We start from the raw sequence: 18,738 nt of genomic DNA on the forward strand, positions 1-18,738 counted from the left end.
CAAAGACTACGATACCTGAAAATAGAAAATCCAATCTTTTACAGACTGGATTTCCTAAGCATCTCATCTTTTTGATGCAATTATCAAGGATGGCCTACATAGTAGATACAAGTAAGGTAACCCACAATTTAATTTTTTGTCAAAGGAGCAAACACCGCCAGGGTCCAACGTCTGATTAGCTGTGGCAGCACATCACGGCGGCGGGTGTTACGCCATTGCATGGCTGGCTGGGGGTTCAGATTCTCTATTTCGCGTAGAAATTTGAAAGAGCCGCTGTTATACCAGAATTGAAAATCAAAGCGGATGTTCTGATGCGTGGGCAGGTAGTCAATAAAAGCTGATAAGTCGAAACTGGTGCCGGTAATGCCAGCACCTGCCCGGTGAGCATCAAGTGCATTACAGGCTTGTTCGTAGTGTTTGGGAACCGGAATCATAAGCGTAGGTTTGCCTAAGTACATGGCCTCGCAAACTGATTCAAAACCGGCAGTAGTAACTAATCCGCGGCAATTCTGCATCATTGCCAGAAATTTCCTGCCATTAATTTTATGAAAATGTAGGTTGGGTGAATAGTGGAAAGTATCTGTATAATTGGGGTTGTCCCAAAAACAGTGAATGGCTACGTCAGGGTTTTTGTCATGCCATTCCATTAATTGTTCTGCTAACGAAAATTGGGTTACGTATGCGAGCAGATAGCCCTGGTTGTCGGTGCTTAAACCTGTTATTTCTGAGCGCAGCAGAGGAGGGATAATTGTTATTTTCTGCGGCTCATGATTTGTAAACTCGGTAAACGAAAGCGCCAGTTTTTTGGTGGCTCCAAGTGCAGTAATACGGGTGTTGGTGTTTACGAGTAGCTTGTCAAGCCAGTGATTGGCGGGGTGTTTAAAATCAGGATGAAGCAGCAGATACTGGTGCGCAATACAAACCATAGGTATCTTCGGGCGAAACAAAAGTTGATGCAGGCCACCCAGCACATCATAAAAGTTGATGATTACATCAGGTGTAAGCGCATTTACCACCTTATTTATTTCTTTGAGACTTCTCAGAAAATCAGGCAGCTTAATAAAAGCATTGCTGATGGTTTTTGTAATATCAAGCGCCTTGCTTTTATTATTATAAACCAGATAAGGGCTTGAGAAAGGAAATATTTGCTTCCTGAAGTTATCGCTGAAGAAAGAGGGCACTTCTTTTCCTGTAGCTGTGCCTACTAATGCGCCGGCAACTGTATGGCCGTTACTTTCCAGTATTTCTGTGAGCGATATCGCCTGGGTTAAATGCCCGCGGCCTTCTCCCTGCACTATTAACAGAAACTTCATAATGCGGCGGCTATTCGTGGTAAAACAAATCTTTCGTCTTTAGTTGTTTCAGGCTCTTCGGCCGGGTCTTCTTCGGGTTGGCAATCGCTCACAGAGTAATATACCAGGCTCCAGTTGCCGTCAAAGTCTTCTACCAGGGCCGACATCGTTTCTACCCAGTCGCCCGAGTTAAGATACAATACGCCGCCAATATCTCTGATAGCTGGTTGATGGATATGCCCGCAAATGATACCGTCACAATTTTTAGCTTTGGCAAGCTCGGCCAGTTTCTCTTCAAAGTCAGTTACATAATTCACTGCCAGTTTCACCGCTTGTTTCACCTGCTGCGAAAGCGAATAATAAGGCAGGCCTCTCCATTCGCGATATTTATTATAGTTTTTGTTAAGCCACAGTAACAATGTGTAGCCCAGGTCGCCCAGATGCGCCAGCCATTTCATGTTAGTGGTTATGCTGTCAAAAACGTCGCCATGTGTTACGTAAAATCTTTTATCGCCCGATTTCAGGATGTAATCGCGGCGTATCTGAAACTGGCGGCCAACAACTAATGGAAGAATCTGGTCCAGGAAGTCGTCATGATTACCACGCAGATAAATAACTTTGGTATCATGTTTGTCCATTTTTTTTAGCACGACTCTAAAAAAAGCAGTGTGTTTTTTCTTCCAGTTGCCATATTTCTTCAACTGCCAGCCATCAATAATGTCGCCGTTAAGAATGAGGCGCTCACAGCGGTATTGTTTCAGAAACTCGGTTACCTCTTTAGCTTTACAACCACTTGTTCCTAAGTGGAGGTCAGAAAGCACAATTGTACGAAAATGTTTGCCCTTGTTCATATTAGCAAATTTCTGAAATGATTATAAAGTATTGATTAAGAGGATATTACCAAAATGTAAAGAAAAAAATAAAGCAGAAGAAAAATTCCTCTGCTAATCTTCAATCAATTAACCTAAACAAACTATATTACCTTATGTACAAGTATCTTTCTAAGCTATTAAGCAGCCCATTTCATTTCCTGAATTGAGTAATCATCTTCATACTCATCAAACTCATTACCTTCAAAAGCCTCTTCAAAGAACTCATCATCTGAGTCGTCATAAATGCGCTCTTCATTAAACCCACTGGTAATTTTGCTGCTATATCTCCAATGGTTCTGATTTAACAGATAGGGTATTTTCTTCATTTTTCTTTCATTTTGATACCACAAAGGTCATACAAAGATTTAAACTGAATATTGCCCTAATATTAAGAAACTGCTAACAACCCGGCCTTCCGGGTATTCCAAACGAGTTCAGATTAGACGGTAATCTTAAAAAATTCATTTTTTCTTAATAGTACGGTAAACTCCATTTAATGTAAAAGAGTGAATTTTGTTGCGTTAAGTACCCAAATACAATTATGGTTATCACTCGTCAGAATTACTTACAGAATTTTCTATCAGTGCTGGGCCTGATGCTTATTGTGCTTTACTATACCTTTAACGGTATACCAGAAGAAGGTTTTAAGGCTGAGAGTTACTCGTCTGCCAAGGTGGCCGAGTATGAAAACAGCGTAGAGCTTGAAAAAAGTGTCAGCCATCTGAGAGCAGCCATATTGATGGATGCCGATGTGGTGCAGGTAAACGGCCTGTTATATCAGCTGGAACTGGCCCTTGCCACCTTAACTACAGAGCAGGAGGCAAGCGCGCAGGCAAAATCTATCTATAACCTGTTGGCTGTAAACAATAAAAAGGGGGCTATAAGGAAAATAAACAGCCTCAGAACAATACTCGTTCAGAAAACCAAGACCCTCCGTTAAATATATCTACGTTACTCCAGGCCGGACTTTATTCTGAAAGCCCGGTTTTTTTAATGCCTTCCTTTCAGGTTTGCAGATATTAGCAAAATTCAATAATTTGTTATCTTTGCTTGATATCTACCTGCACAGTGCCGGCTGGCGGTTTTCTGTGCCTTACAACTATTTATGAAAAAAATACTTCTGATTGAAGATGAAATCAGTGTGGTCAGCTTTATCAAAAGTGGGTTGTCTGAAGACAACTATGAGGTATCGGTAGCGTTAGACGGCACTTCTGGCACTGCTATGGCACTCAATGGTACTTTTGACCTGATTATACTTGATATTATGCTGCCAGATAAAAACGGACTTGAAATTTGTAAGGAACTGCGCGCCGGTGGTTTACTGATGCCCATACTTTTTCTGACCGCGCTGGGTACTTCTGAAAACATTGCACTCGGTCTTAATACAGGCGCTGACGATTATCTGGTAAAACCCTTTAAGTTTATTGAGTTGAGCGCCAGAATAAAGGCCTTACTACGCCGGACGGCTCTTAAAAATGAGGCCTTAAACGAGCCCGTGCATAATATTTATGTAATGGCCGACCTGAAAATTAATGACGATGCCAAAACCGTAGAAAGAGGGGGCAATACCATTTCATTAACCGCTACCGAATACAGGCTGTTGCTAACGCTGGTGAAAAACCGCGGTAAGGTTTTGTCGAGATTAGATTTACTTGAAAGTGCCTGGGATATTAACTTCGACCTGGGCACAAACGTGGTTGATGTGTACATCAATTATCTGCGCAAAAAACTTGACTCAGACTATAAACAAAAGCTGATTCATACTGTCATTGGTATGGGTTATGTGTTGAAAGAAGCATGAAAACACAAACCAAAATAGCATTTTCGCTGGTATTGTTCAACAGCTTTATTTTGCTGTCGTTCAGTGTTGGTATTTACTTTTTTCTGAACGAGTATTCTTATATAGATTTTTATAAACGTTTAGAAACCCGCGCAAGCATAGGTGCCAAGTACAATCTGAAAATTGATATGGCCAATGCTGAAACCTTCAGGAAAATACGCGACCAGCACCTGGAAAAACTGGAAGCAGAAAAAGAGTATATCTTAAAAGTGAGTGCAAAAACCGACTTTGAACAACTGTCAGAAACACATCATATACCAGTTTCATTGTTAAAAAATATCATGAAAGAGGGCCGAGGGCGGCATCAGGAAGGGAACGTTTTTTACAGCGGCATAAAATTGCAGCATGAAAACGCCACTTATATTGTCATTGTATCGGCCAACAACAGGTTTGTGTCACATCATCTTCAATTCTTAAGAAATATACTACTATGGGGTATATTGTTTACAGTGGTGGTAACGGTTTACCTTTCGGTTTATTTTTCCAAGCACTTCTTTGACCCCATCAAGGAAATGATAGATAAGGTAAAACAGATTAGTACTGAAAATATACACTTGCGGCTGAAAGAGCCAGAGAATAATAATGAGATAAGCGAACTGGCCAGTACTTTCAATGACCTGCTGAACAGGATTGAAACAGCTTTTGAAACCCAGAAGAATTTTATCAGCAATGCTTCGCACGAACTGGCTACCCCACTTACCGCAATTATTGGTGAAGCCGACGTAGCGCTTATCAAAGAACGCAAACCTGAAGAATATCAGAAAGTATTGCAGAATGTGCTGCAACAGGCCGAGCGCCTGAACGAGATTACAAGGTCTTTGCTGTTTCTGGCGCAGACGGGTTATAAAGGGAAAAACGTAGCATTTGAAATTGTGCGGCTGGATGAAGTGGTGTGGGAAGTAAAGGCCCTCATAGACCGGCTGAACCCAGACAATAAGATAATGCTTGACCTGAGCCTGCTGCCCGAAGACCACAAAAAACTGAAAGTGAGCGGCAACAAGCAGTTGCTGCATCTGGCTCTGGCCAACCTGCTGAACAATGCCTGTAAATACTCACACAATAAGCCTGTTTCTGTACATATCGGCAGCAGCCAGGAGCAGGTGATGCTTTTTATTAAAGACCAGGGAATTGGCATACCGGAGTCTGACCTCCCCTTTATATATGACCCTTTCTTCCGGGCATCAAACACTCATCTTTTTGAGGGCTTTGGTATTGGTCTGCCTTTGGCACGTAACATTATTAAATTACATAACGGCACTTTGGTGCTTACTTCAAAAGCCGGCAGTGGTACCAGCGTTCAAATCAGTTTTCCGTTGGCAAGGCTGGTTAAATAATTTTCTAATCCGGCTCTAATGTCTCTAATAACATTCTAATGTGGTTCTTAAGCGGCACTAATGCTGTTTGCTGATTTTTGTATCTCAATCATCCATTAAATGACGGAGGTATGCAGAAAACTATTTTAATTCCGATTGACTTTCGCGTGGCATCGCTGAACACATTAAAATATGCACTGGAGAACAGCTCTGGCGGGCCACATCGTGTCATACTTATTTATGCCGAATATCTTCAGGACTCCATCACCGAACTTTTGTTTTACAGACCACAAACCAAGCTGGCCAGTAAAATAACACCTGAGTTTAAGGCAGCACTTGAGGTTTTAAAAAATCGTTTTGAGTTTCAGATTGTCAATCTTGAAATGAAGCTTTTTCATAACCGCAGCCGCAGAGGCCTACGCCGGTTTATTGAAAACCATGAGGTAGATGAGGTATTTATCCCGAAGTCTTATAAGTTGCAAATGCCCAAAAAGGCCTTTGACCTGGTAAGTATTATCAGACAGGGAAACTTTGAATATACCGAGATTGACTGGCCCTTAGGCGCCACTATTGCTTCGGAGCGCGACCACCTGGAGTACCTCTTTAATTACTGACTTTTAGGCGATGAAGAACTGATAATTGATTACATACAGCTTTTACCTGAGCCGGCGAAGCAATTCGTCGGCTAATTAACTAGCCTATGGCCGCCGCCTGATGCTTGTATTCGCTTGGCGAAACCTTGTATTTCTTCTTAAATATGCGATTAAAATAAGACAAACTATTGAAGCCGCTTTCAAAGTAAACATCTTTGATACGGAACTCGGGGTTTTTAAGCAGGCTTGATGCCAACTTGATTCGTTCTTCTATAATAAACTCGATGGGCGAAATACCCATTTCTTCTTTAAATACCCTGTAAAAGTTAGACTCGCTCATGCAGGCAAGTCTGCAAAGTTGCTCTACCTGAATCTGCTCGCGTATATTTTCTTTAATATAGTTTACCACATGAGCAATGCGGTTGTCTGATGCCAGCCGTGCCGCATTCTTTGAATACAACACCCTGGTTTCTGTCTGAACTATCCTGATTATTAACTCCTGAATCATCAGGTCGGCAAAAATATCTTTAGAGGGGTGCTGTTCAGTAAATATAAATACCAGACGCTGCAATATCTGTTGAATAGCAATATCGTTCGTAAAATGAAAGTTGTTGTTGGTAAACTTCCACTCCTGATTATCAATCTTGGGGCGAATTTCATTCAGATTGTTAATGATTTTGTCGAGCCTCTCCTGATCAAAAGCCATAGCCAGGCATTTAGTAGGATTCTTAAGGCTTGCTTCCGGAAAATCAATACACATGATTTCATCAGAAGGCAGAATTACCGATTCGCCCGGCAGAAAGTCAAAATCCATTTGCTGGTTCAGATGCATGATTTTTTTGCCTGAAATCATACTGGCCAGCACCGGGTCAGAAAACTTCAGGTAAACATTTTCAGCCATCTGGTGGGTCTCAAAAATGCTGAGTTCGGTATGATTCAGCGTAAAAGTAGACCTGTTTTCCACCAGTGTTTCGATCCGTCTTGTTTTCAAAAATGACTCTGAAAGTTCCATCATTTAATAGGTTGTTGAAATGTCACTATTCAAATATATAATATAATTTATCTAAATAAAACCGGCTTTGTAAGAATTAGAGAATTGTTCATCTTTTTGGTAGAAAAGGCGAATTAAATATGAATTTTGCAAGATAATTTTGCACAAGAATTATATCTTACACTATTAAACGACCAAAACTATGGCTGAATTGCTCGAAAAGGAAAGAACCCTTATCGCTATTCCTGAATTTAAAAATCAGTACGAAAATTTCATTGGCGGTAAATGGATACCACCGGTGAGAGGGGAGTATTTTGACAATGTGTCTCCGGTTGACGGAAAAGTTTTTACATCGGTTGCCAGGTCAACAGAAGAAGATATTGAAAAAGCGTTGGATGCCGCCTGGGCAGCAGCGCCATACTGGAATAACACTTCGGCTACAGTAAGAAGCAACATTCTTTTGAAAATAGCCGACATAATGGAGAAAAACATTGAAACCCTGGCCAAAGCCGAAACCTGGGACAACGGCAAGCCGATAAGAGAAACGATGGCTGCTGACTTACCACTGGCAATAGACCATTTCAGATATTTTGCCGGGGTTATCAGAGCAGAAGAAGGCTCGGTTAGTGAGCTCGATGCCAACACGGTATCAATGAATATTCTGGAGCCGCTGGGCGTAGTAGGCCAGATTATACCCTGGAATTTTCCATTACTGATGGCAGCCTGGAAACTGGCTCCGGCATTGGCAGCAGGAAACTGCGTGGTGCTGAAACCGGCAGAGCAAACGCCGGTGGGTATTCTGGTACTGATGGAGATGATTCAGGATGTGCTGCCGCCGGGTGTTATTAATGTAGTAAACGGTTTTGGTATAGAGGCCGGCAAGCCGTTGGCATCAAGCCCAAGAATCAATAAAATTGCTTTTACAGGCGAAACCACCACCGGGCAGTTGATTATGCAATACGCATCAAAGAATATCATACCGGTAACGCTCGAGCTGGGCGGTAAATCGCCGAACATATTCTTTAAAAGCATTATGGATGCCGATGATGAGTTCTTTGATAAATGCCTTGAAGGAGCCGTGATGTTTGCCTTGAATCAGGGCGAGGTATGTACCTGCCCGTCGAGAATCCTGGTAGAAGAAAGCATCTATGATGCCTTTATAGAAAGAGTGGTAGCGCGTACAAAGGCCATTAAACAAGGGCACCCTTTAGACCCAACAACCATGATGGGCGCGCAGGCATCTAACGACCAGTATGAGAAAATCCTGAACTACATTGCCATAGGCAAAGAAGAAGGGGCAGAGGTGCTAACAGGTGGCGGGTCGGCCTACAATGAAGGCCTGGAAGGGGGCTACTACATACAGCCGACAATCTTTAGAGGCAATAACAAAATGCGGGTATTTCAGGAAGAAATTTTTGGCCCGGTTGTTTGTGTAACCACCTTTAAAGACGAGGCGGAGGCACTGGCAATTGCTAATGATACTCTGTATGGTTTAGGTGCGGGTGTCTGGACACGCGACACACATCAGGCCTATAAGGTAGCGCGAACAATAAAAGCGGGCCGGGTTTGGGTTAACTGTTACCATGCGTATCCGGCTCATGCGCCTTTTGGGGGATATAAAAAATCAGGTATAGGCCGCGAAACACATAAGATGATGTTGAGCCATTATCGCCAGGTAAAAAATATGCTTATCTCTTACGACAAAAACAAACTGGGTTTCTTTTAATACAAACGGGCGGGAGGGGGGCTAAACCCCTCCTGCTTGTTTTTAAGTCAAAACTATGGAACGCTTGCAAAGAGTAGCGATAAGCCCAGAGGCTGCCGAGCTGATAGAAAAGCTAAAAGGAAACTACGGCAACCTGATTTTTCATCAAAGCGGCGGTTGCTGCGACGGCTCAGCCCCTATGTGTTTTCAAGGAGGTGAAATGTACATAGACGACAACGATGTGTTGCTGGGCTATGTGGCCGGATGCCCTTTTTATATGTCTCGCGACCAGTTTGAATACTGGAAGCACACCCACCTTACTTTAGATGTTGTGAAGGGTCGTGGAGCGAGTTTTTCGCTTGAAATTCCTCTTGGGGTCAGATTCGTAATCAAATCAAGGTTATTAACCCCTGACGAAAATCTGTAGTACCCCTGCGTTTAATTACCTGCCCAATACTTTAACTGTCACCAGTAATTGGCCAACGTGTCTGGTGGTGTGTTCAGCCGCATGTGTCAGCAAGCCTATCACGGTTGATGGCAATTTAGCGCGGCCTACTTCTCTTGTTTCAGTAAGTGTTTTTTCATCGGTTTGCTTCAATGCTGCCAGCGATTTTTCAATTTGAAGGTCAAATGCATTCAGCAGGTCTTTTACTTTGATGCGCTCATCTGCTTTCCCTTCTGCCGATAAGGCTTGTAATTGCGCAGCACTAAGCGCATTACCGCAGGCATAAGTAAAGAGCCGGTCCAGAACCCCCGTAAGATGTTGTAAATGAAACGCAGGCGCGGCTACATCCGCGGGTCTTTCCCACAAAAGATTTTCAGGGAAACCGGCCATCAGTTCCTGCACCTCTTCCTGTGCTTGTAACAGAGCATGGGCAATGGGTTGTAAAAGCGCAGGCACATCAGGTAAGGCGCCTCTGAGCCATACTTCTGGTTTCGTTAAATTATTCATTAATCTATGTATTTCTGGGTTTAAGATACTGTCTTTGCTTATTAACAATACACCAGCTCATTTAATTTAACCGTTTGCTAAGTTTTATTTTAACAGATTTGCGCTTTCTGAAAATTTACTTACTTTGCAATGGTTTAGAGTAATAAAAAGGCCACACCAAGTTTTATTGCTCTGATTCTAATGCTGTCTAATTAAAGTACCCCGAAGGTGTTTGCGCATAAATTTTAAATGTTTTGCTGACCTTTTTGTGTTCAAACCCTTTTTGTCCTCAGGCGTTTGCTCAACTGTTTTCTTAAAAAGACTTAAGTCATCTGCTTTTGAAAACCAGTAGTTTACTTTCTACGCCGAGTGCATAAATCAAATCAATTGCCTTTTTTGGCCCGGTAAAGTGGCATTCAGAAATGACGAATGTTGCTGCGCAGGCTTCTGTTTTCTGTTTGTCAATAACCTGCTGCTATCCTTGCCGTGACGGCCGTGTGTTAGTTGTGACTTATTATGTTTTTGAAACTCTTAAGCACATTATTCTTAGCATTGAGATAATTGAAAACAGCTTTTCAATCAGGCTTATTTACAGCTCAAAAAATAATTCACTTAATAAACTATGAAAAAAAACTTAGGATTATTCGATATGGCCCTGGCCTTATCTTTAGACAAGATAAACTCCCAGTTTGAGCAGTTAATGATGTTTAATGTTATTCCAACGCACTGGTGTTTTCTGACTGATAAAGAAGGAAAACAAATCATTAATGAAACAGATGCTTTCGGAACCAACATTAAACTCTGGAAAAGTGCTTTTGACTTAGAAACAGCAGCAAAGATTCAGCAGCTTAAAACGGATATTAAATTGGAGAAGGCAAAAGAAAGGCCTGATAAAGACAAGATGAACAAGTTGAGAGACAAGCTGGAAGACTTGGAAGAGGTGATGGAAAAAAGAGCCGATTACAAAATTTATGATTGTGCAATGGAGGCTAAAGTAAAATCTTTCGAGGTTGATATAGTAAATAATGATAGCACAAGGCTGTTTTTTATTGTAAACCTTGAGATGGGTACACTTTATTCGCGCGGGTATGATGAAAAATTAAAAGCGGAAACTATTGTAGAAAAAGACTTTAAACAAATGAGTTATGCCTTTAAGGTTGCTATTGGTAATAGGGTAGTAAAAGCAAAGGAAATGGCCATGAGTATTGAAGACAGGCAATTACTGGTAAAGGAAGGAATTACCGACGATGTGTTTACCATTGAGGCCCTGTTTATGGATTTTCAGAATGCCAACATAAGCGATTTTGACGAACAAAGAAGTAATGAGATAAATAAGGGTGGTTCGGCATGGTTGCAGCTAATTATGAATAATTACTTCAAGAGCCTGAAAACAGAAGAGAATCCTTATATATTGGGGTATAAACTAATTCCCAAACGAGTACTTACCGATTCGCTCTTCAAACCAACAGGTATTACCTATTCCACTACAAATAGCAGTATTGGTGGCTGCAAGTCTTTCAATTTTATGATGCAGATTGATAATCATGCTTTTCCGGCCGAGCTAACCAGGGGCAGCTTGCCGAAGAGTCTGATTGAAAACAGGGCAGATGCATCAAGGGAAACCGTCAATGGGGTATTTGCTATTGATTACAAAACCTTTGTTAAAAAATATGTTGAAGACAACCTGTGGCCGGCTATGGTTGCCAATTTTAAAAGTAATCTGAGCCGTAATCTGGAAGGGTATCATATAAACGACTGGGGCAACAGAAGAGGAGTAAAGTGCGTGGGTGGAGATACATGGTTTGATTTCAGGCTTGACCTGAGCAGTATTCAACAGGTTTCGGCTCAACAGCAGGAGGCCAGAGGTTTAGAGATAAATTTTGATGTGGTTATTGAAGGCAACAAGCATGTAGAAAAGGAAAACAAATTGATAGGCCTTATTAACCTTGGTACAACAATTGGTGTTGATATGCCTTTTTCTACCAGCGGAGCTTATGCAATTGAAGGAAAGGTTGGCAAAAAGGGAAAAGTTTCACTCATCCTTACTGCATCGGCCGACGGGAAAATCGATCTGAAATCAAAATATGAAGCCCCACAAATTGGCGCTGACGTTGAAAAACCCCAATACAAGGATGGTTGGGATAAGGCATTTGATATTTTTCTTGATTTCTTCAATCCCTTAGGTGTTCTGGGGGCGGTGATTATTGCTGCCTTAAGAGAAGGGTCTCTTAAAATAAAATTATCGAACACCATTTTCTCAAATATTGATATAAGCAATTTGTCAACATTCAATAGCCGTATTGTTTTGCCGGGCAGCAATACTTTTACCTATAAAACCATTCGGCTTCTTACCGGGAAAAAAGATGAAGATGATGCCGTTTTGTTTGACATTGCCTACACTCCAAAAGCACAATAACAACTATCGGTTAAACTCTGATTAACTACCACCTTAAGACGAAAGACAATGGAACATAAAGAAAGTTTACCACAAAAATCGGGTATCACTGTAAATTATCATTGTGAACTCATGCAGAATTATGTACCCGAAAGCATAATTGATTTCGGTAAAGGTTTACGTTGCGTTAAAGCAGACGAAGACGAAGCCTTTTTGTTTTTTATAGACAAGCGCGGCCAGCTGCAGGTTTTGGTACACTCAGATACAGCGGGCTCTGGCTGGCGAATGCATACCGTATCAGATGCGGGGTATGAGGTAACGGCTTTTGGCGTATTTGAGAACCAGTTAAAAGGTCAGTTCAGAATAGCCTATGCCCGCCGAAATGGTGGTATATCTGAGCTGCTGGTTTCTGAAAACATCAGAACTGAGACCATTAATAATGATTTATGGGAACCGGTCTATAACTGGCAGCAAAAAATAATTGAGCGCAAAGAGCGCATCATTGACCACATAACGATGGACGAGCAAGGCCTGCTCTTCAGTGCAAACTATACCAGCACCGATGCCAACTTTTATTATTTTAAGTATGCAAATCAACCGGTTGCTTATTCATTGCCCGAAAACGCCACCCTTGTGAAACAGATAACTCTGGGCAGGCTGGGTAACAGCTATGGCGTGTTTATTCTCTATTTTGTGCAGCAGAACCGCACACTGTTGTTCAGGGCTTTAGAGGCTGATAAATACGGAACGGCTGCCCAATACAGGTTTGATACCGGGGCGGAAATTGAATCGTTTGATTTGCTGCCGGACGACAACGGCAACAGTGTGCTGTATACATCTGGCAAAGGCATTTTCAGGTTCCAGAATCCGTATAGTGGAAAAGAAGAAATTGTTTCATCTGCCCATGAACTGAAGTTTCAAAAGATAGACGTTTCAAGATTTAAAAAAGACGTAGCCATCTGGGTTATTGGTAAAAAGAGTAACAAATCGGGCTTGTATTATATCAATAACCGTACTTATGACACGGCATCGGCCAATTCAATAGTGGGTAATGCCTGGACTCGCCCATTACAGATGCAGGGTGATATTGAAGAGTTTGAAAGTGTAAAAGGCCGGAACCTCATTAACCAGTTGTATTTGCTGGGGCAGTCAAAAGATAAAAAAGAAGATGGCCTGCTGCATTTCTGGCAGGATAAAGTAAGTACCCAATGGCATGAACAGTTTTTGCATATTGATAACCTGAACTTTAGCCGCGAAATAGAGTCATACACCATTGAACTAGGCTTTAAAGCCGAAAAAATGCAGCATTTGTTTGACCGGAAAGTGGCTATATCGTCTGACGAAAACATCGTTGTTTATATCAATAACCGCAGGTACTTTCTTATTGATGAAACACCTGTTACCCTGGACCTCGCCCAGAACCAGATGGTCAACATCATTTATCCGGTTAAATCCTTACAGGCAGGTAAAATAATTCTGTCGGGTGATTTTCTGGATGATACAATTGAAATTGAGCCATCGTCCGGAATCATGACTAAGATAAAAACGCAGCTTTCAACCACCGATGCGCTTCAAAAAGCCAGAACCCAAAGCGGTAAACAGCTTATTACTGGCGTAAGCGAGAAAGAGCTGGCATCAATGGCTAAAGCCATAGCCCAAATGGGCGATGCCAACGAACAAATTGCCTCCGGTGCTGCAGTGGCTTTTAGTACTCAGGCAGTCTCAAATACCCGAGGTAGCTCAGGTAACTGGTTCAGTAACGCCATTGGAGACCTGTATCATGCAGTAGAACGTGGTTTTGAAACCGTTACCAGATTTGTAGTAGAAGCCGCCGGGAAAATCTATAAGGTAATTATTGAAATAGCGGGTCAGGTTTTTGATTTTCTGGTAGATACTGCCAAAAAAGTAGTGGCATTTGTGGAGAAAGTATTTAACAGCGTGAAGTCGTTCTTTAAAGACCTGTTTGAGTATCTGGCGTTTTTGTTTAACTGGAGCGATATTATTGACACCAAGAACGCGCTTAAAGGATATACCCTCAATTTGTTTACGGGCTTTGAAGAAGGAATAGGTGCATTTGAAAAAGTAGTGGTTTCATTCATTGAAAATATCCAGAAAGACATACAGTTTGATTTGGGTATTGAAAGCATAGATGACCCCCGAAAAAAGGACAGTGATTCGGCAACAGACAGCAGAACAAACTGGGTGGGCTCTAAGAAAAGCTATCTTGAGCAGGGTAAGTCAGAAAGCATTCAGTCAATGCCCGGACAGATAAAAGATGCCTTCCTGAGTGCTTTTGACGAGATTCTGCCTACCCTGCTGAAATACAAAGACCTGCTGGTTAATTCGCTGAGCGGTGTGGCTGATAAGTTCTACGCTTTCTTTATGGGCGAGTTACCCATTCTTGACCTTCTGAAATACATCGCCCTTTCGCTGGCCAATATTGGGCTTGAACTGGCTAAAGATTTAGTGAAACTGCTATTCAAAACACTTAAGGCTACGGTAATGGCGGTAAGAGCCACATTAAGCACGGCATTGAATATTCCGTTTTTTTCTGCCTTGTATCAAACCATTGCTGGTGCAGAGTTAAGCATCCTGGACCTGATTTGTCTGTTAATTGCCATACCAACCACGGAGGCCTATAAAATTGGGGTGGGCGAGGCTCCCTTCAAAAAGCTAAACTCAAGCGAATTTATTGAGTCTGGTAAAACAGCACTTAAGTTTGATTTTTCCATCTAAAACAATACTACAATGAGCGATTTTAAAGTATTAAAAAATTATATAGCCAGCAGTGCAAGTTTAGTTAGCAGCGTGATTGAGATGCTAATTACTCCGAAAGAATTTGTGGATGAGGCAACGCAGGTAGCCGAGGAAATGGAATTTCTGGATAGTATTAAGATTCCTGAATATATCATATATGGTTGTTCGGCAGTAAGTTTGGGTGTTAACACTGCTTATTATTATGATGAATACTTTGAGCCTGTTACTACCGTAAAAAACAAAACCACCAAATGGCTCTTGTTTGGTATGATAGGGTTATGTTCGTTAGCTATGGGGATATACTTTTATAGATTGTTAAAGAAAAACTCCCAGCGTAAAAAAGCTGTAACCATTGTTTTTTCCAACTATATATCTCCTGTATTGGGTTTGGGAATGGGTATGATAAGTATTACTTTAGCCTATAAGTCTGACAAAACTAACTGGCGCCATAAAACACAAGCTATATTAGATATGGTTAATTACCTGTTGTCGTTCTGGAAGTTTTATCCCGTTAAAAAGGCTTTGATTGCCAGCCCGTATGGATTTTTTATCGTGTTGGGTATTAACGGTGGCAAAGTATTAACCAATACGGCTAAGTTTATTATTATGCCAAAGGAGTAAGGTTGTAAAGTGCAATGAAATTTAACGGCAGGTTTTAATTTTTGTTGTTTTGTATATATGTTGTGCATCTGATTTATAAGCAGTTTTTCTGAATACAAATTTCTGCTTTGCCTGAGTTTTAACAAAAATGCTGAGGACTTTTTATCTATGTCTGTAACTTTTAAAGTGTCTGTTCTCGCCAAAAACAGGGTTCAATTAATTAATCCAAATAACAACCAACTACTTTAAGAATGGAAGCTGTCAAACAAAAAAGTGATGAATTAGAAGTACAGGAAAAACCCAAAAAGGCTTGGGTTAAGCCCGAAATGAAAAAATTAGAAATTGATACTGGCTCTTATCCCTTTACCGAGGAAGTCAATGCGTATTCCCATCCCTCATGATATTTAATAAATGGCTTTATTTTTTTTGCGGTTCCGTAAGATAAAGCCCTTTTTTAAATAACATCGTATATCTCAGCTGCTTTATTGTTTATTGAGAAAATTTTCTCAATCTGATTTTCTGTTAAATTTATTTTGCCCTGATTTGGTTCTCCGGTATGAAAGAATGGAACGTGAGATAATAGTTTTTCTCTAAAACCTTGCTCATTCTCCATTTTTTTTAGGGAGTTGAAATCAGTTTTATTGATGGCCTGTCCAAATGCCTCATCAGAAAAATCGAGGCCTAAGAAATTAATCATTTCTTTAAATGCCTTATGCGGGTTCAGTTTCATTTCTTCGTACTTTACAAGATGTACAGGCAGCATTTTTTGGTTATACCAGCTGTAAAAGTGTTCATCCCAGGTTCCAATCACTCTAGGAAAGTAATTGTCCATATATATTGTTGAGCCTGATTTACAGATGTAACGGTCAATTATTTCATCAGGTCTGATGTCCAGATACCTTGAAAAAGACAGCGTTACATCTAAAGGGTTTCTCATGATATAAATAACGGCCGTTGGGTGTTGTGAATGAAAAACCGGCTGGTTGTCATGAACTGAATAAGAGAACTGGTCATGAATTTTCTGCAGATAAGGAGCTTCTCTGGTTTGAGCATAGAAATCTAAAAATTTTCTACGCAACGCTTCTAATTCAAAATCATTGAATGTCGATATGTCTCTTTGAACCAGTTTCTGCAGAAGGGTCTTATTGGCATAAATCTCATCAAAGTCAAGAGTATTGATATTGAAATCCTCTTTTTTCAAAAGGGCAGTAAAGAAACTCCTAACCCAGGTGTTGCCTGATTTGGGATAAGAAGCGAGCCACACTAATTTATATTTTGACATTTTTCCAATCGGTGCAATTCCAGTTTAAAAGTTTTTCTACTTTTTCAATTTCTTCTTTATATATGTCATTTAATAAATTAAGCGAAAAACCATCGATTTCTTCTTTATAATCAATATGGTGAACTTTTTTTTCTTCAAATTTATAGTTATCACCGTTTAAACCTAAAAAATCAAATATTCTAAGCAGGTGCTGATATTGATTATCTCTGAAATCTTCATATTTTAAGATAAGAACCTGCTGAGATGGGAAATAATCAAAAATATGCCTTATTTGTTTACTATAAAATCCACGTCTGATATAGTCATCCTCCGGCATTTGGTTAAATTTGTTTTCGAAGTTCATTCTCAAAATCTCTGCTTTTAGGTAGTTTGCGAACGTCCTATTACCCATTTCTGTATTATGGAGTCTCATGTTCCAGTGCGAATATGCCCGTTCTACAGGATTTCTCAATATCATAATGATTTTAATAGCCGGATTATACTGATGTATTAACGGAATACAGCGTTCCAGATAACAATAACGAGGAGTTATCTCTCCTCTTATGCCGGGGGTAGTCCAATCAAAGTTTTGATGGTAATTGCTATAATTTATTCTGCTTTCTTCCTCAAAGTCAATATTTAGATTGCTGAAATAATGTAACTCTTTGTATTTAGACATCAATATATCCGGATGCTTATTTAAATAATAATACAAAGCAGTGGTGCCTGCTTTCTGAACACCGATACCTATAAAATCTATTCTTTTGTTTAGGTTATATTCCGATTTCATTCAATTTATTGATTATATAATCATCAGTGTATTTTTCTTTTAATCTGTTTGCAAAAGCCGATACTGTGTTCTTGAAAGAAATATGTACCAGTAAATAGTTTATTTGTAGAGCAATACGTTCTGCAGATGCTTCCAAGTCAGATTTCAACCCTAACCTGTAAAAAACTACCCTGGCTGCATTTCCGTTCTGGTCCCATTCATTATTCAGCGGAAAAACAATCATAGGGGTTTTACTGTAGATGCTTTCAAAAATAGAGTTACTTCCACCGTGTGTTATAAATATATCAGCATATTTTAATATATGAAGCTGAGGCGCAAAGTTTAATGCCAATAAGTTTTTAACACCAATATTTGAATACTTCTGTTTTTGCAAATCCTCACCAAAACTGATAATAAAGAACAGATGGGCATTGGCTGTTGCTATTTGCATAATTTTATCAATAAAACTGGCTCTTGCGCTGTTTTCAGTCAAATGAATGTCTGTTACGGTGCCTAACGAGCAATAAACAATGCGGTTTTGTTCACTGGCTTTTGCCAATGTAAGAAACTGCAGCACTTCTTCAGTTACAAACTCTCTTCTTTCTGATGCAACGCCGGGTGATAAATGTGTTTGCCAGGGCAAAGGAGAAACATCCGGGAAGTCGAACTCAGTAGCATAGAAGAGTATTTCGGGTATATTTGTAAATGAAGTCGTAAATAATTTTTTATAGTTGATGGAGTACTTCGGAGGTATTTGTTCAGCTCTCATAATTTTTTCAAGCCGGCTTTCAAAATTTTTGCCCATATATAGACACTTTTTATAAGAGCGCTTCAGGCTTTGAGCGGTGAGTTCCCATTTCCACAAGCAGGCGCTCAAGCCATTTGGGAAGGCAAAGTAATTGCCCGGTGGAGTTTTCTTACTGTAGTACATCCCCATTTTACCTTGAAGCATAAATATTTTCAAAGATGGTTTAAGGCTGTAAAGCGCGATAAAATCTAAGGAGCAGAATTCGTCAAGAAAAACCACATCCGGGTTTAGTTCCTCTATTAGTTTCTTCAGATCTGCTTTTCTTCGGTGGTAGGCGTCTTCCAGATAATTGTTTCGCATGGTAGCCAACCATTTACTCAATCTACTTTTATTTTCAGGAGCCAAACTGTACCTGTTTACCGCAATAGTTTCCAGAAGGTATAACTTGAAATCATGCTTTATTGTAAACCTCACAAGCTGTTTGATTCCTGCATAATTTACCTTATACCCTTTATTTACTAAAGCATTGGCCATAGAGATAGTTGGGTTCAGATGGCCCCAAAGCATGGGCATAATAAAAACTGCTTTACGCTCAAACATGGTCGATATTATAGAATTACAAGGGTATTTATTGTTTTATTTCTATGCACAGTAGGGTCAGGTATGTGGGT

Annotated in this window: 18 protein-coding genes; 10 read left to right on the forward strand and 8 right to left on the reverse strand. The window is 40.4% G+C overall.

Going from position 1 to position 18,738, the window contains the following annotated elements; all coding sequences use genetic code 11:
• Nucleotides 1-128: 128 nt before the first annotated feature.
• From C0V77_RS15225 to C0V77_RS15235, 3 genes are all read right to left on the reverse strand, one after another.
• Nucleotides 129-1,313 carry a glycosyltransferase family protein gene (locus C0V77_RS15225; protein ID WP_101727212.1) on the reverse strand — a complete coding sequence of 395 codons (1,185 nt, stop codon included), beginning with the start codon at nucleotides 1,311-1,313 and terminating at the stop codon, nucleotides 129-131.
• Entirely contained in the window at nucleotides 1,310-2,143 is an 834-nt protein-coding gene (locus tag C0V77_RS15230) for a UDP-2,3-diacylglucosamine diphosphatase (protein ID WP_101727213.1), read from the reverse strand. Before C0V77_RS15230 ends, C0V77_RS15225 begins: the two co-directional genes overlap by 4 nt.
• 158 nt (nucleotides 2,144-2,301) lie before the next feature.
• A complete protein-coding gene (locus C0V77_RS15235; RefSeq protein ID WP_101727214.1) occupies nucleotides 2,302-2,490 on the reverse strand; it encodes a hypothetical protein in 189 nt (62 codons plus the stop codon).
• Between the two features lie 215 nt (nucleotides 2,491-2,705).
• Here C0V77_RS15235 and C0V77_RS15240 point away from each other — a divergent pair, with 215 nt between their 5' ends.
• The 4 genes from C0V77_RS15240 (at nucleotide 2,706) to C0V77_RS15255 (ending at nucleotide 5,931) form a co-directional block, all read left to right on the forward strand.
• Nucleotides 2,706-3,104 (forward strand): hypothetical protein, encoded by a 399-nt coding sequence (locus C0V77_RS15240; protein ID WP_101727215.1) that lies wholly within the window; start codon nucleotides 2,706-2,708, stop codon nucleotides 3,102-3,104.
• Nucleotides 3,105-3,269: 165 nt separating this feature from the next.
• Complete coding sequence (locus C0V77_RS15245; protein WP_101727216.1) at nucleotides 3,270-3,965, forward strand: response regulator transcription factor; 696 nt, start codon at nucleotides 3,270-3,272, stop codon at nucleotides 3,963-3,965.
• Nucleotides 3,962-5,338, forward strand: coding sequence for a HAMP domain-containing sensor histidine kinase (locus C0V77_RS15250; protein ID WP_101727217.1), 1,377 nt, complete (start codon nucleotides 3,962-3,964; stop codon nucleotides 5,336-5,338). The genes C0V77_RS15245 and C0V77_RS15250 overlap by 4 nt, the downstream gene beginning before the upstream one ends.
• Before the next feature lie 110 nt (nucleotides 5,339-5,448).
• On the forward strand, nucleotides 5,449-5,931 hold the full coding sequence (locus C0V77_RS15255) for a universal stress protein (protein WP_101727218.1): 483 nt from the start codon (nucleotides 5,449-5,451) through the stop codon (nucleotides 5,929-5,931).
• A gap of 79 nt (nucleotides 5,932-6,010) precedes the next feature.
• Here the strand turns inward: C0V77_RS15255 and C0V77_RS15260 are convergent, their stop codons facing one another.
• Nucleotides 6,011-6,925, reverse strand: a complete 915-nt coding sequence (locus tag C0V77_RS15260; protein ID WP_229236296.1) for an AraC family transcriptional regulator — start codon at nucleotides 6,923-6,925, stop codon at nucleotides 6,011-6,013.
• Nucleotides 6,926-7,103: 178 nt separating this feature from the next.
• Between C0V77_RS15260 and C0V77_RS15265 the strand changes: the two genes are divergently transcribed.
• Nucleotides 7,104-8,627 (forward strand): aldehyde dehydrogenase family protein, encoded by a 1,524-nt coding sequence (locus C0V77_RS15265; RefSeq protein WP_101727220.1) that lies wholly within the window; start codon nucleotides 7,104-7,106, stop codon nucleotides 8,625-8,627.
• Between the two features lie 55 nt (nucleotides 8,628-8,682).
• Entirely contained in the window at nucleotides 8,683-9,033 is a 351-nt protein-coding gene (locus C0V77_RS15270; RefSeq protein WP_101727221.1) for a DUF779 domain-containing protein, read from the forward strand.
• A 15-nt stretch (nucleotides 9,034-9,048) separates the two neighbouring features.
• On the opposite strand, the gene C0V77_RS15275 is transcribed toward C0V77_RS15270, so the two are convergent.
• The gene (locus C0V77_RS15275) at nucleotides 9,049-9,558 is read right to left on the reverse strand and encodes a DinB family protein (protein ID WP_101727222.1); all 510 of its coding nucleotides are present in this window, start codon (nucleotides 9,556-9,558) and stop codon (nucleotides 9,049-9,051) included.
• Nucleotides 9,559-10,159: 601 nt separating this feature from the next.
• Here C0V77_RS15275 and C0V77_RS15285 point away from each other — a divergent pair.
• The 4 genes from C0V77_RS15285 to C0V77_RS23185 all read left to right on the forward strand — a co-directional run bounded on the left by C0V77_RS15285 (nucleotide 10,160) and on the right by C0V77_RS23185 (nucleotide 15,690).
• Nucleotides 10,160-11,953, forward strand: a complete 1,794-nt coding sequence (locus C0V77_RS15285; protein ID WP_101727224.1) for a hypothetical protein — start codon at nucleotides 10,160-10,162, stop codon at nucleotides 11,951-11,953.
• Nucleotides 11,954-12,001: 48 nt separating this feature from the next.
• A complete protein-coding gene (locus tag C0V77_RS15290) occupies nucleotides 12,002-14,668 on the forward strand; it encodes a hypothetical protein (RefSeq protein ID WP_101727225.1) in 2,667 nt (888 codons plus the stop codon).
• A gap of 12 nt (nucleotides 14,669-14,680) precedes the next feature.
• Nucleotides 14,681-15,310: a hypothetical protein gene (locus tag C0V77_RS15295; RefSeq protein WP_101727226.1), complete on the forward strand. Its 630-nt coding sequence runs from the start codon at nucleotides 14,681-14,683 to the stop codon at nucleotides 15,308-15,310.
• A 230-nt stretch (nucleotides 15,311-15,540) separates the two neighbouring features.
• Complete coding sequence (locus tag C0V77_RS23185; protein ID WP_158237963.1) at nucleotides 15,541-15,690, forward strand: hypothetical protein; 150 nt, start codon at nucleotides 15,541-15,543, stop codon at nucleotides 15,688-15,690.
• A gap of 53 nt (nucleotides 15,691-15,743) precedes the next feature.
• Here C0V77_RS23185 and C0V77_RS15300 read toward each other — a convergent pair whose 3' ends face one another.
• The 3 genes from C0V77_RS15300 to C0V77_RS15310 are packed head-to-tail and all read right to left on the reverse strand — an operon-like array spanning nucleotide 15,744 to nucleotide 18,667.
• Nucleotides 15,744-16,571, reverse strand: coding sequence for a sulfotransferase domain-containing protein (locus tag C0V77_RS15300; RefSeq protein WP_101727227.1), 828 nt, complete (start codon nucleotides 16,569-16,571; stop codon nucleotides 15,744-15,746).
• Entirely contained in the window at nucleotides 16,558-17,340 is a 783-nt protein-coding gene (locus tag C0V77_RS15305) for a sulfotransferase (protein ID WP_101727228.1), read from the reverse strand. The genes C0V77_RS15300 and C0V77_RS15305 overlap by 14 nt, the downstream gene beginning before the upstream one ends.
• Nucleotides 17,324-18,667: a glycosyltransferase gene (locus C0V77_RS15310; protein WP_101727229.1), complete on the reverse strand. Its 1,344-nt coding sequence runs from the start codon at nucleotides 18,665-18,667 to the stop codon at nucleotides 17,324-17,326. Before C0V77_RS15310 ends, C0V77_RS15305 begins: the two co-directional genes overlap by 17 nt.
• Nucleotides 18,668-18,738 lie beyond the last annotated feature (71 nt).

The organism is Emticicia sp. TH156, assembly GCF_002855535.1.
GTDB lineage: Bacteria > Bacteroidota > Bacteroidia > Cytophagales > Spirosomataceae > Emticicia > Emticicia fluvialis.